Source organism: Clostridioides sp. LIBA-7602, from assembly GCF_056688945.1.
This window is the reverse complement of record NZ_CP196991.1, coordinates 4021136-4033427: the sequence shown is the minus strand read 5'-3', so window position 1 is coordinate 4033427 and position 12292 is coordinate 4021136. Positions and strand designations below refer to the sequence as shown.

At 31.3% G+C, this 12292-nt stretch carries 16 protein-coding genes; all 16 read left to right on the top strand.

The features are described 5' to 3' along the window. The first annotated feature begins 2 nt into the window (after positions 1-2). The 16 genes from ACTG45_RS18700 (at position 3) to ACTG45_RS18625 (ending at position 11997) form a co-directional block, all read left to right on the top strand. Complete coding sequence (locus tag ACTG45_RS18700) at positions 3-707, top strand: F0F1 ATP synthase subunit A (protein ID WP_021386413.1); 705 nt, start codon at positions 3-5, stop codon at positions 705-707. Between the two features lie 68 nt (positions 708-775). After that, a complete protein-coding gene (gene atpE / locus ACTG45_RS18695; RefSeq protein WP_021386434.1) occupies positions 776-1036 on the top strand; it encodes an ATP synthase F0 subunit C in 261 nt (86 codons plus the stop codon). 122 nt (positions 1037-1158) lie between these two features. Beyond that, the gene (gene atpF / locus ACTG45_RS18690; RefSeq protein ID WP_021386412.1) at positions 1159-1656 is read left to right on the top strand and encodes a F0F1 ATP synthase subunit B; all 498 of its coding nucleotides are present in this window, start codon (positions 1159-1161) and stop codon (positions 1654-1656) included. Continuing rightward, on the top strand, positions 1653-2198 hold the full coding sequence (locus ACTG45_RS18685; RefSeq protein ID WP_021386420.1) for a F0F1 ATP synthase subunit delta: 546 nt from the start codon (positions 1653-1655) through the stop codon (positions 2196-2198). Before atpF ends, ACTG45_RS18685 begins: the two co-directional genes overlap by 4 nt. Positions 2199-2214: 16 nt before the next feature. After that, the gene (gene atpA / locus ACTG45_RS18680) at positions 2215-3717 is read left to right on the top strand and encodes a F0F1 ATP synthase subunit alpha (RefSeq protein ID WP_021386417.1); all 1503 of its coding nucleotides are present in this window, start codon (positions 2215-2217) and stop codon (positions 3715-3717) included. 27 nt (positions 3718-3744) lie between these two features. Beyond that, a complete protein-coding gene (atpG, locus tag ACTG45_RS18675) occupies positions 3745-4623 on the top strand; it encodes an ATP synthase F1 subunit gamma (protein ID WP_021386389.1) in 879 nt (292 codons plus the stop codon). 12 nt (positions 4624-4635) lie between these two features. Further along, positions 4636-6030, top strand: coding sequence for a F0F1 ATP synthase subunit beta (gene atpD / locus ACTG45_RS18670; protein ID WP_021386424.1), 1395 nt, complete (start codon positions 4636-4638; stop codon positions 6028-6030). Between the two features lie 2 nt (positions 6031-6032). Continuing rightward, positions 6033-6293, top strand: a complete 261-nt coding sequence (atpC, locus tag ACTG45_RS18665; RefSeq protein WP_021386388.1) for an ATP synthase F1 subunit epsilon — start codon at positions 6033-6035, stop codon at positions 6291-6293. A 460-nt stretch (positions 6294-6753) separates the two neighbouring features. Next, a complete protein-coding gene (acpS, locus tag ACTG45_RS18660; protein WP_021386379.1) occupies positions 6754-7134 on the top strand; it encodes a holo-ACP synthase in 381 nt (126 codons plus the stop codon). 14 nt (positions 7135-7148) lie between these two features. Beyond that, positions 7149-7610, top strand: coding sequence for a CBS domain-containing protein (locus ACTG45_RS18655; protein WP_021386374.1), 462 nt, complete (start codon positions 7149-7151; stop codon positions 7608-7610). A 20-nt stretch (positions 7611-7630) separates the two neighbouring features. Next, positions 7631-8221: a germination lipoprotein GerS gene (gerS, locus tag ACTG45_RS18650; RefSeq protein ID WP_021386375.1), complete on the top strand. Its 591-nt coding sequence runs from the start codon at positions 7631-7633 to the stop codon at positions 8219-8221. Positions 8222-8235: 14 nt separating this feature from the next. Next, positions 8236-9393, top strand: a complete 1158-nt coding sequence (alr, locus tag ACTG45_RS18645) for an alanine racemase (protein WP_479919572.1) — start codon at positions 8236-8238, stop codon at positions 9391-9393. A 32-nt stretch (positions 9394-9425) separates the two neighbouring features. Further along, positions 9426-9713 carry a ribbon-helix-helix protein, CopG family gene (locus ACTG45_RS18640; RefSeq protein ID WP_021386373.1) on the top strand — a complete coding sequence of 96 codons (288 nt, stop codon included), beginning with the start codon at positions 9426-9428 and terminating at the stop codon, positions 9711-9713. Beyond that, positions 9682-10065, top strand: a complete 384-nt coding sequence (locus ACTG45_RS18635) for a type II toxin-antitoxin system PemK/MazF family toxin (protein ID WP_003421356.1) — start codon at positions 9682-9684, stop codon at positions 10063-10065. Before ACTG45_RS18640 ends, ACTG45_RS18635 begins: the two co-directional genes overlap by 32 nt. Before the next feature lie 170 nt (positions 10066-10235). Beyond that, positions 10236-11063, top strand: coding sequence for a transketolase (locus tag ACTG45_RS18630; RefSeq protein WP_479919571.1), 828 nt, complete (start codon positions 10236-10238; stop codon positions 11061-11063). Next, positions 11056-11997: a transketolase family protein gene (locus ACTG45_RS18625; protein ID WP_479919570.1), complete on the top strand. Its 942-nt coding sequence runs from the start codon at positions 11056-11058 to the stop codon at positions 11995-11997. Before ACTG45_RS18630 ends, ACTG45_RS18625 begins: the two co-directional genes overlap by 8 nt. Positions 11998-12292: the final 295 nt, after the last annotated feature.

The window sequence follows — 12292 nt, the reverse complement described above, 5'->3', positions numbered from 1 at the left end:
GTATGAGTCAAGCGCATTATTATCTCATAGGAAACTTTAAAATTAGTGAAACAATACTAGTGAGTTGGGGAATAATGGCCTTTTTAGCGATAGCATCTTATTTCTTGACTAGAAACTTAAAAAAAGTTCCAACTAGTAAAATCCAAATATTTTTGGAATTTGCAATAGGTGGTCTTGCTAAAATGGTTACAAATGTTATGGGTAAAAACACAATAAAAAGAATGCCATATATGATACCATACATAGGAAGTTTGTTTTTATTTTTCGCATGCTCAAATTTAAGCCCATTACTTGGATTAAGATCACCAACAACCGACCTGGATACAACTGCTGCATGGGCAATGATTACATTTTTTATGATTTATTTTGCAGGAGTTAAATTTAAGGGATTATCGTACTTTAAAGAATTGGCTCAACCACTTGCCATAATGTTACCAATCAATATTATAGGTGAGTTAGCTAGACCAATATCGTTAAGTTTCCGTCCATTTGGGAATATTTTAGGTGGAACAATTATAATGGGGCTGTTTTATCAACTTTTAGGTTTTGTATCCAGTTTAATACCAGGATTATCAATACCAATTGGACAGATATTAATACCAGTACCATTGCACTTGTATTTTGACTTATTTGCAGGATTGTTACAAGCATATATATTCATAATGTTAACAATGGTGTTTATATCAAGTGCAGGAGAATTAGATTAAGAAATCAACTTATATTAAGATAAAAATAAAATAATTTAAAAATTTAAAGTTTTAAGGAGGAAATAATTATGGAAACAGCAATAGTAGCGGCAGCATCAGCAATAGGTGCAGGAATAGCAGTTGCAACAGGTATAGGTGCAGGTATAGGGCAAGGTGTAGCAGCAGGTAAAGCTGCAGAAGCAGTAGGAAACCAACCAGAAGCTAAAGGTGATATAACTTCAACTTTATTACTAGGTGTTGCTATAGCAGAGTCTTCAGCAATATATGGTTTGGTTGTATCAATAATACTTCTATTCGTAAATCCATTCTTTAAATACTTAGGAATGTAGATTTAGTCCTTAAATATTTTGAGATAGGTTTATAGGTAAATCATCTCAAACTTATAATCATGAGAAGAGTTTTATCTTCTCGTGATTATAAGTAGTTATGATTTATGGAAAGGAGGATAATTATGGAGAAAGCACTAGTAGGTATAACATGGGAATTTGTGTTCCAAATTGTTAATACTTTTATAATATTTTTACTTCTGAGAAAGCTTTTATTTAAGCCAGTATTAAATATAATTGAATCAAGAGAAAATGATATTAAAAACGATTTGGCAGAAGGCGAAAAAGCAAAAAATGAAGGTTTAGCTCTGAAAAAAGAATATGAGTCAAAAATCAATTTTGCCAAAGATGAAGGTCAAGAAATCATAAAACAAGCAACTATAAGAGCAGAACAGAAATCAGATGATATAGTAAATACTGCAAAGAAAGATGCTCTTGATATAAAAGAAAAAGCAAGTAAAGATGTAGAACAAGAAAAACAAAAGGTTATAAATGAAATTAAGAATGATATATCTAATATAGCACTACTTGCAGCATCTAAGGTCATTGAAAAAGATTTAGATAAATCTAAGCATGAGGAATTGATAGAAAACTTTATAAAAGAGGTAGGGGAAGCTAAATGATAAATGTAATAGCCAACAGATATGCCGAAGCCCTATTTCAATTAGGAGAAGAAGAAAATTCAACTGATGCATTGTTCAAAGAATTAGAAAAAGTAGTAGATATGATGACTAAAGTTAGTAAAGATTTCTACAAAGTTTTAAAATCACCATTAGTTTCAAAATCAGAAAAGAAAAACTTGGTAGAAATTATTTTTAGTAAGGAAGTAAGTTTGAACATAAAAAACTTCCTAAAAGTCTTGGTAGATAAAGATAGAATATCATATTTAGAAGATATAGAATTAGCTTATAAAGAATTATTAAATAAGAAAAATAATGTAATTGCTGGTGTAGCAATAAGTGCTATTCCAATGAGTGAAACAGATATTAAAGAACTTGAAATTAAACTTTCAAGTAAATACAACAAAAATGTTACTATAGAAAATGTAGTTGACAAGACTATACTAGGGGGAGTTCTAGTTAGACTTGGAAATGAACAGATAGATGGCACTGTAAAAACTCGTCTAGATAAGATGAAAGAAAAGCTATCTGAAGTAATATCTTAAGAATGGCGGTGAACCCATGAACTTAAAACCTGAAGAAATAAGTTCTATAATTAAACAGCAAATAAAAAATTATGAGAATAAAGTTGAGTTGACAGATACAGGGAGTGTTTTAACAGTTGGGGATGGTATAGCGAGTGTATATGGATTAGAAAAAGCTATGTCTGGTGAGTTACTAGAGTTCCCAGGTGAAATATATGGTATGGCACTTAACTTAGAAGAAGAAGTAGTTGGAGCTGTTATACTTGGAGATGACAGTGGAATAAAAGAAGGCGATATAGTTAAGAGAACTGGAAGAATAGTTGAAGTTCCAGTTGGAGAAGCTTTAATAGGTAGGGTTGTAAATTCTCTAGGTCAACCAATAGATGGAAAAGGACCTATAGCATATACAAAAACTAGACCAGTTGAATCTGAGGCACCTGGTATAATAAATAGAAGGTCTGTTTATGAACCATTACAAACAGGAATCAAATCAATAGATTCAATGATACCAATTGGTAGAGGACAAAGGGAGTTAATAATAGGTGACAGACAAACTGGTAAAACATCTATAGTTATTGACACTATATTAAATCAAAAAGGAAAAGATGTTATATGTATATATGTAGCAATTGGGCAAAAACGTTCTACTATAGCTCAATTAGTTAATTCACTAGAAAAAGGTGGAGCTTTAGACTATACAATAGTAGTTTCAGCAACAGCATCTGAATCAGCACCACTTCAATATATAGCACCATATGCTGGAGCAGCGATGGGTGAAGAATTTATGTATAATGGAAAACATGTACTTATAGTATATGATGATTTAAGTAAACAAGCCGTTGCATATAGAGAAATGTCATTATTACTTAGAAGACCACCAGGACGTGAAGCATATCCTGGAGATGTATTCTATTTACATTCAAGATTACTTGAAAGAGCAGCTAAGTTATCAGATGAATTAGGTGGAGGCTCAATGACTGCTTTACCTATAATAGAAACTCAAGCTGGTGACGTTTCTGCATATATACCAACAAATGTTATATCTATAACAGATGGTCAAATATACTTACAACCAGAGTTATTCTATTCAGGTGTAAGACCAGCAGTTGACCCTGGTATATCAGTATCAAGGGTTGGTGGTTCTGCGCAAATTAAAGCAATGAAAAAAGTTGCAGGTACATTAAAACTTGCATATTCACAATATAGAGAACTTGCAGCATTCTCACAATTTGGTTCTGACTTAGATGAAGATACTAAGAAGAGACTTGCTCAAGGTGAAAGAATCGTTGAGATATTAAAACAAGGTGAGCATCAACCAATAAAAGTTGAAAATCAGGTTATGATAATATACGCTGTTATAAATAATCATCTAGAGGATATTCCAATAGATAATATAGCTAGATTTGAATCAGAACTGTATGCATTTGTAGATAATAATTATCCAGAAATATCAAGAAAAATATTAGGTGGAGAGGACTTCACTCATGATTTAACAGATGCAATAAATGAATTTAAAGAAAAGTTTGTTGTTGAAGTATAATCCTTTTTAAAAAAGGAGGTAAATTAATTGGCAGGAGCTGGAATTAAAGCAATCAAAACACGTATGGGAACTGTTGAAAGTACAAAACAAATAACTAAAGCGATGGAACTAGTTGCATCTTCTAAGCTTAGAAAGGCAAAAGAAAAAGCTGAAGATTCAAGAGAATACTTTAATACTTTGTACGATACAGTAAAAGATATTGCCCAAACAACACGTGGAGTTAGAAATGAATTTTTGAAAGAAAGAGAAGTAAAAAATAAGTGCTATATAGTAGTGGCTGGAGACAGAGGTCTTGCAGGTGGATACAATTCCAATGTATTAAAGGAATCTGTATCTCATATGCAAGGTAAAAAGGAAACAGTTATAACTGTAGGAAAGAAAGCTCATGAATTCTTTTCCAAAAGAGATTACAATATAGCAAAAGATATAAGTAGTGTTGAAGCTTGTGGATATGAAGATGCGATAGAAATTTCACAAACTATTATTGACCTGTATAAAAAAGGTGAGGTAGATGAAGTTTATATTTCTTATACAAAGTTTAAATCAGCTTTATCACAAGAAGTTGAAATTTTAAAATTGCTTCCATTAGTTTTTGAAAAAGATACAGATGACCATGGAATTGTAATAAAAGAAGAAAATCAAAGTAAATCAAAAGTACAATATATACCATCAGCAGAGGCAGTTTTAAGTTATATTGTACCTCAATTTATATCAGGTACAGTGTATGGCGGAATTTTGGAGTCTTTTGCATCAGAGCAAGGTGCTAGAAGAACTGCGATGGAATCAGCTACAGACAATGCGAATGAAATGCTATCTAATTTAGAGTTAAGTTATAACAGAGCAAGACAGTCAGCTGTAACTCAAGAAATAACAGAGATAGTTGGTGGAGTTGAAGCTCTAAAATAGGGAGGTTAGGAAATGGCAAATGTAGGTAAAGTAGTACAGATTGTAGGAGCTGTACTAGATGTTAAGTTTGATAGTGAACAAAGCCTACCTAACTTATTAAATGCGTTAGTAATAAAGTTAGGAGATAAAGAAATAGTTGCAGAAGTTGCTCAACATATAGGTGATGATACTGTAAGATGTATATCTATGAGTGCAACAGATGGACTTGTAAGAGGTATGGAAGTTGTAGATACAGGTGGACCAATAAGCGTTCCTGTTGGAGACGAGACTTTAGGTAGAATATTTAATGTTCTTGGAAAACCAGTTGATGGAAAACCAGCTCCAAAATCTGCACCTAAATTACCTATACATAGACCAGCACCAGCATATGATGAACTAGAAACTACAGCTGAAATACTGGAAACAGGTATTAAGGTAGTTGACTTACTAGCACCATATCTAAAAGGTGGAAAAATAGGTCTATTTGGAGGAGCAGGAGTAGGAAAAACAGTTTTAATACAAGAACTTATAAACAATATTGCTAAGCAACATGGTGGTATTTCTGTATTCTCAGGAGTAGGAGAAAGAACAAGAGAGGGTAATGACCTTTATGGAGAGATGAGTGAATCTGGAGTTATAAACAAAACTGCTCTAGTGTTTGGTCAGATGAACGAGCCGCCTGGAGCAAGAATGAGAGTTGCTTTAACTGGGCTTACAATGGCAGAGCATTTTAGAGATGAGCAAGGACAAGACGTTTTACTTTTCGTTGATAATATATTCCGTTTCACACAAGCTGGTTCAGAAGTTTCAGCGCTTCTAGGACGTATGCCATCAGCTGTTGGTTATCAGCCAACATTAGCTACTGAAATGGGTGCACTTCAAGAGAGAATAACATCAACTAAAAAAGGTTCAATAACATCTGTTCAAGCGGTTTATGTACCAGCAGATGACTTAACTGACCCAGCACCAGCTACAACATTCTCTCACTTAGATGCAAAAACAGTTTTATCTAGACAAATATCATCACTGGGTATATATCCAGCAGTTGACCCTCTTGAATCTACATCAAGAATTCTTGACCCTAATATAGTAGGAAAAGAACATTATGAAGTAGCCAGAGGTGTACAATCAATACTTCAAAGATATAAAGAACTTCAAGATATAATCGCTATACTTGGTATGGACGAATTATCTGATGAAGATAAGTTAATAGTTGCACGTGCTAGAAAGATACAAAGATTCTTATCTCAATCATTTACAGTTGCTGAGCAATTTACAGGAAATCCAGGTCAATATGTTCCTGTTAAAGAGACTGTAAGAGGATTTAAAGAGATTCTTGAAGGTAAACATGATGACTTACCAGAGTCAGCATTCTTGTTTGTAGGAACAATAGAAGATGCTGTTAAAAAAGCGAAGGGAAGTATGTAGTCATGGCCAGTGAATTTTCATTGAAAGTTGTAACTCCAGATAATACTTTTTATGATGGAGACGTTGAAATGGTAGTAGTTAGAACTACAAAAGGAGACAAAGGGGTATTGAAAGGTCATATACCATTTGTTTCGGGTATACCTGTAGGAATTTTAAAGATAAAAAAAGATGGAAGTTTTAAAGAGGCGAAAATAGCAGAAGGATTTGTTAATGTAGCTCAAAATAAAACAGTTATATTAACAGAATCTGCTGAGTGGATTTAATAATTTAATTTATATCCTAAAAAGTCATTTTGACCAAAAAATATTTTGGATAAAATGACTTTTTTTGTTTTTGATGTTAATAAAATAACGAAAAAAATGTAAGTTTTTAGTGACAATAAATTCACAAAAAGTTTAAATTTACTGCAAAATTATGTTGTAATTAAGAATATAAAGAAGGTTTAGATTGATTTTATGTAAGTGAAATCATCTTCATATAATAAATATATATAAAATTTTTATAAAATTTAAAAAATTTGCTTAGTTGTGTAGTATAATAAATAATATAATAGATTTGTATATAATATTCATTACAAATAATTTTAAAAGTTACAATTTTATTATAATGATTATTAAATTAAGATAAGTAACATAAACTAAATAATAATATGTATTATCAATAGTAAATTTATAAATTCATTATTAATATTTAAAGAAGCATTATAAATTTTCTGGAGGAACAATGAATATATTTGATATTGGTGTAGACATAATTGAAATTGACAGAATAAGAAAAGCTGTAGAAAAAAACAATAGGTTTTTGGAAAAAATATTTACTGATAAAGAAATTGAGTATTTTAATTCTAAGAATTTTAAAGCAGAAAGTATAGCAGGTAATTTCGCAGCTAAGGAAGCTATAAGTAAATCTATGGGTACAGGGATTAGAGTATTTAACTTTAAAGACATAGAAGTTCTCAGAAATGAAATGGGAAAACCAATAGTAAAAACTTATAATAATCTCACAAAAATGTGCATAGATTATAATGTTTTAGAAATAAAAGTTTCAATATCACATTCAAAAGATTATGCTATAGCAAATGCGATAACCATAATTAAGGACTAAGGAGTGATTACATTATGATGGACAAAACAGCAAAAGAAATAATGACAACAGATGTAATAGTAGCAAAACAAGATGATAGTATAGCAGATGTAGCTAACATGCTAATTGCAGAAAAAATAGGAGGTCTGCCAGTTGTAGATTCAGAGAATAGAGTTGTTGGAGTAATTTCTGAAACAGACATTCTTAAAAAGGAAAAATATATAGAAGCACCTCTCTATATAAACCTATTACAAGGTTTGATTTTCTTAGATGATTTAAAAAAAGTAGAAAAAGATATAAAGCAAGTGGCTGCTTATAAAGTTGGAGAACTTATGTCTAAAGATATAATAAAAGTTCATGAAGATGATAAGTTTGATGATGTAGCTAATGTAATGATTAAAAAATCAATAAACAGGGTTCCTGTAGTAGATGATGACAATAAACTCAAAGGTATAATTTGTAGATATGATATAATAAAAGCTTTATACAATGAATAGACTAGAATAGGAGGTGTGATGTGAGAAAAAAGTGGACCATAGCATGTATTATGTTTTTGGCACTGGTTATAATTGTAATAGGATGCCAAAAGCGACAGTCCACAAAAGAAGAAGTATACAAAGATTTTCAAAAGCAGATTTCTGATATGAATTCTTACAGTTGTAAAGCTGATGTAGAAGTATTTGGAAATAAAAGCCCACACAATTATGTTTTAATTCATACTTATAAAAAAACTGATAACTATAAATTAGAAGTAATTTCCCCAAAACATTTAAAAGGGAAGAGTATAGAGTATCAAGGTGATAAAATATTAGTTAAAAATCCAAATATCAGTGATATAGTGGAATTGCCTAATACAGGAAAGAACAATCAATATCTTTTTATAGGAGACTTTATAAAAAACTATCTTCAAAACGAAGAGATGAAAATAAAGTTATCCAAAGGACATTTGGTTCTAGAAACTTTTATTCCTGGGGATAATAAATATTTTAATAAGCAAGTATTATATGTAAATGCTGACACAAAGAACCCTGAAAAAATGGAAGTATTGGATAAGGAAGGAGTGCCAAGATTTACAGTAAAATACAAAGATTTTGAATACAGAAACTAAGGGGGACTAAAGAAATGCAAAAAATAACAGTGCCTACATGGGCAGAGATAAATCTAGATAACTTAAGATTTAACTTAAATAATATTAAAAATTTATTAGAAGAAGATATTAAGGTTTGTGGAGTAATAAAAGCTGATGCATATGGACATGGTGCAGTAGAAGTTGCAAAATTACTAGAAAAAGAAAAAGTAGATTATTTAGCAGTAGCAAGAACTGCTGAAGGAATTGAACTTAGACAAAATGGCATAACACTTCCTATTTTGAACTTAGGATATACTCCAGACGAAGCTTTCGAAGATTCTATAAAAAATAAAATAACTATGACAGTTTATTCTTTAGAAACAGCACAAAAGATAAATGAAATTGCAAAATCCTTAGGAGAAAAAGCCTGTGTTCACATTAAAATAGACTCAGGAATGACTAGAATAGGTTTCCAACCTAATGAGGAGTCAGTACAGGAAATAATAAAATTAAATAAATTAGAATATATAGATTTAGAAGGTATGTTTACTCATTTCGCAACAGCTGATGAGGTAAGTAAAGAGTACACTTATAAACAAGCTAATAATTACAAATTTATGTCTGATAAGTTGGATGAAGCTGGTGTAAAAATATCTATAAAACATGTATCAAACAGTGCAGCTATTATGGATTGCCCTGATTTAAGATTAAATATGGTAAGAGCAGGAATAATATTATATGGTCATTATCCATCTGATGATGTATTTAAAGAAAGATTAGAACTAAGACCAGCCATGAAATTAAAATCAAAAATCGGACATATAAAACAAGTTGAACCAGGTGTAGGAATAAGTTATGGATTAAAGTATACAACTACAGATAAAGAAACAATCGCTACAATTCCAATAGGATATGCAGATGGATTTACTAGAATTCAAAAAAATCCAAAGGTTCTTATTAAAGGAGAAGTGTTTGATGTAGTTGGTAGAATATGTATGGATCAAATAATGGTTAGAATTGACAAAGATATAGACATAAAAGTTGGAGATGAGGTTATACTATTTGGAGAAGGTGAAGTTACAGCTGAACGTATAGCCCAAGACTTAGGAACTATAAACTATGAAGTGTTATGTATGATATCAAGAAGAGTTGACCGTGTTTATATGGAAAATAATGAGCTTGTACAAATAAACAGTTATTTGCTAAAATAAAACCATGATATTATAATCTGGGAGGCGATTTTGTGTACGATAAAAGTAAAGAAAAAATAGAAGTTACTTTACCAGACTCTCTGGTTTCTGAAGTTGATAGTATAGTTCAGATGGAGAACAGTAACAGAGAAGATTTTGCAAAAGCTGCTTTTCAGTTCTATATAACTCAGAAAAAGAGAATTCATATTAAAGAATCTATGAAAACGGGTTATAGAGAAATGGGTCAAATTAATCTGTCATTGGCTGAATTAGGTATGACAGTTGAAGAAGTATCTTCTGATGATAAAAATGAAGGGAAGATTGCCCAAGGTGAGTACTAATTGTGAAATAAAGCGTGGTGATTTATATTACGCTGATTTAAGTCCAGTTGTTGGGTCAGAGCAGGGAGGCGTTAGACCTGTTCTGATAATACAAAATGATGTAGGTAATAAATACAGTCCTACAGTTATAGTATCAGCTATAACATCTCAGATTAATAAAGCCAAATTACCTACTCATGTAGAGATAAGTTCCAATGAATATGGGCTTAATAAAGACTCAGTAATTCTTTTAGAGCAAATTAGAACTATTGATAAAAAGAGACTGAGGGAGAAAATTGGTTGTCTAGATGAAAATATGATGATAAAAGTAGACGATGGACTTCAAATAAGTTTAGGATTGTTTACTTTTTAAAGAGGGGTTTGTCTTTTATTAGACAATCCCTTTTTTCGTTAAAAATATCTTTTAAGGTTTAATTTTAGTAGTGCGTATTAAGAAAATCAAAAATAACGCAAAAAATAGTATAAAAGTGATATAATAATATGGAATTGATATAAAATTACGAACTCAAGGGAGGTAATTGCATGAGAGACCATAAGGGATTAAATGAGATTGCGCGTATCATAAGAAGAGATATAGTTTCTATGATACATAGAGCCAAATCTGGACATCCAGGAGGGTCATTATCAGTAGTTGAAATACTTACTGCGTTATACTTTGATGAAATGAATGTGGATTCTTCAAATCCTAAAATGGAGGATAGAGATAGATTTGTATTATCAAAAGGACATGCTGCACCAGCATTATATGCTACATTGGCTGAAAAAGGCTATTTTGATAAGGAAGAACTGAATGGGCTAAGGAAAATTGGAAGAATGTTACAAGGTCATCCAGATATGAAAGGTACGCCAGGAGTAGAGATATCTACAGGTTCTTTAGGGCAAGGTTTTTCAGTTGCATGTGGCATGGCGATGGCATCCAAGCTGGATAATGCTCCATGGAACGTATATACTTTACTTGGTGATGGAGAAGTTCAAGAGGGTATTGTTTGGGAAGCTGCTATGAGTGCTGCACATTATAAGCTTGATAATTTAATTGCTTTTTTAGATAATAATGGGCTTCAAATAGACGGAGATATAGAAAGTGTAATGAATTTAGGTTCAATAGTTGATAAATTTAAAGCTTTTGGGTGGAATGTAATTGAAATAGATGGACATGACTTTGACCAAATATTTGCTGCTCTCGATATAGCTAAATCAACAGTTAAAAAACCTACAATGATAATTGCAAAAACTATAAAAGGCAAAGGAATATCTTTTATGGAAAATCAAGCAGGATGGCACGGAACAGCTCCAAGTGATGAAGAGTTAGAAAAAGCCTTGCTTGAACTAGGAGGTGCTGACAATGAGTAAAATGGCGACGAGAGAGGCATATGGTAAAGCATTAGTAAAACTAGGTCAAATAAATGACAATGTTGTGGTATTAGATGCAGATTTATCTAAATCTACAAAAACGCATGATTTCTATAAATCATTTCCAGATAGATTTTTTAATATGGGTATAGCAGAACAAAACTTAATAGGTGCTGCTTGTGGGCTATCAACTGCTGGCAAAATACCTTTTGCAAGTACTTTTGCTATGTTTGCTACAGGAAGAGCTTTTGAGATTATAAGAAATTCAGTTTGCTATCCAAAACTAAATGTAAAAATCTGTGCTACTCATGCAGGTCTTACTGTTGGCGAAGATGGAGCATCTCATGAAAGTGTAGAGGATATTGCTATAATGAGAGCTATACCAAATATGACGGTTCTTGTTCCAGCTGATGGTGTTGAAACAGAAAAAATGATTTTTGAAGTATCTAAGTATAATGGACCTGTTTATGTCAGACTAGGAAGAAGCTCAGTTCCAGTTTTATTTGATGAAAACTATAAGTTTGAAATAGGAAAAGGTACAGTTTTAAGAGATGGGACTGATGTATCAATTATAGCTTGTGGAATTATGGTGAATGAGGCTCTATTAGCACAAGAAAAGTTACAAGAAGAAGGTATAAGTGCTAGAGTCATAAACATGTCTACAATAAAACCTATAGATAAGGATTTAATATTAAAAACAGCAAAAGAAACAAATGCTATAGTGACTGTAGAAGAGCATAGTATAATTGGAGGACTAGGTTCTGCTGTAAGTGAAGTAGTTGGAGAGTCTTATCCAACTATAGTAAAAAAAGTTGGAATTAAAGATTCATTTGGAGAATCTGGTGCCCCAAATGAATTGTTAAAAAAATACGAATTAACTTGTGAGGATATAATAAAAGTTGCCAAAGAGGCTATTCTTGCAAAAAGAATTTAAGGCATATAAATTATTCATGTTTGTTAATAATATAATATATTTGAAGGAGAGATATAAAGGTCTATATTAATTTATATCTCTCTTTTTTATACATGATATCAATATATCAAAAATGTAATGAAATATTCAAATTTTTACAAAAATAGAGAAAATATTCAAATATATATTGACTATTCAGAAAAATATGACTAATATATAGTTTATAGGGAAATTAATTTTATATATAAAGACTACTTAGACAAAAAAGAATCTAGTAAATTTTATAAAAGGAGGTATACTGTATAAAAAACATATT

What these genes read in the sequence shown, in the direction of transcription:
- atpE (WP_021386434.1), top strand. Translation starts at nt 776, where the DNA reads ATGGAAACAGCAATAGTAGCGGCAGCATCAGCAATAGGTGCAGGAATA.
- atpA (WP_021386417.1), top strand. Translation starts at nt 2,215, where the DNA reads ATGAACTTAAAACCTGAAGAAATAAGTTCTATAATTAAACAGCAAATA.
- ACTG45_RS18685 (WP_021386420.1), top strand. Translation starts at nt 1,653, where the DNA reads ATGATAAATGTAATAGCCAACAGATATGCCGAAGCCCTATTTCAATTA.
- atpD (WP_021386424.1), top strand. Translation starts at nt 4,636, where the DNA reads ATGGCAAATGTAGGTAAAGTAGTACAGATTGTAGGAGCTGTACTAGAT.
- atpC (WP_021386388.1), top strand. Translation starts at nt 6,033, where the DNA reads ATGGCCAGTGAATTTTCATTGAAAGTTGTAACTCCAGATAATACTTTT.
- ACTG45_RS18655 (WP_021386374.1), top strand. Translation starts at nt 7,149, where the DNA reads ATGATGGACAAAACAGCAAAAGAAATAATGACAACAGATGTAATAGTA.
- alr (WP_479919572.1), top strand. Translation starts at nt 8,236, where the DNA reads ATGCAAAAAATAACAGTGCCTACATGGGCAGAGATAAATCTAGATAAC.
- ACTG45_RS18630 (WP_479919571.1), top strand. Translation starts at nt 10,236, where the DNA reads ATGAGAGACCATAAGGGATTAAATGAGATTGCGCGTATCATAAGAAGA.
- acpS (WP_021386379.1), top strand. Translation starts at nt 6,754, where the DNA reads ATGAATATATTTGATATTGGTGTAGACATAATTGAAATTGACAGAATA.
- ACTG45_RS18700 (WP_021386413.1), top strand. Translation starts at nt 3, where the DNA reads ATGAGTCAAGCGCATTATTATCTCATAGGAAACTTTAAAATTAGTGAA.
- ACTG45_RS18625 (WP_479919570.1), top strand. Translation starts at nt 11,056, where the DNA reads ATGAGTAAAATGGCGACGAGAGAGGCATATGGTAAAGCATTAGTAAAA.
- ACTG45_RS18635 (WP_003421356.1), top strand. Translation starts at nt 9,682, where the DNA reads ATGAAGGGAAGATTGCCCAAGGTGAGTACTAATTGTGAAATAAAGCGT.
- atpF (WP_021386412.1), top strand. Translation starts at nt 1,159, where the DNA reads ATGGAGAAAGCACTAGTAGGTATAACATGGGAATTTGTGTTCCAAATT.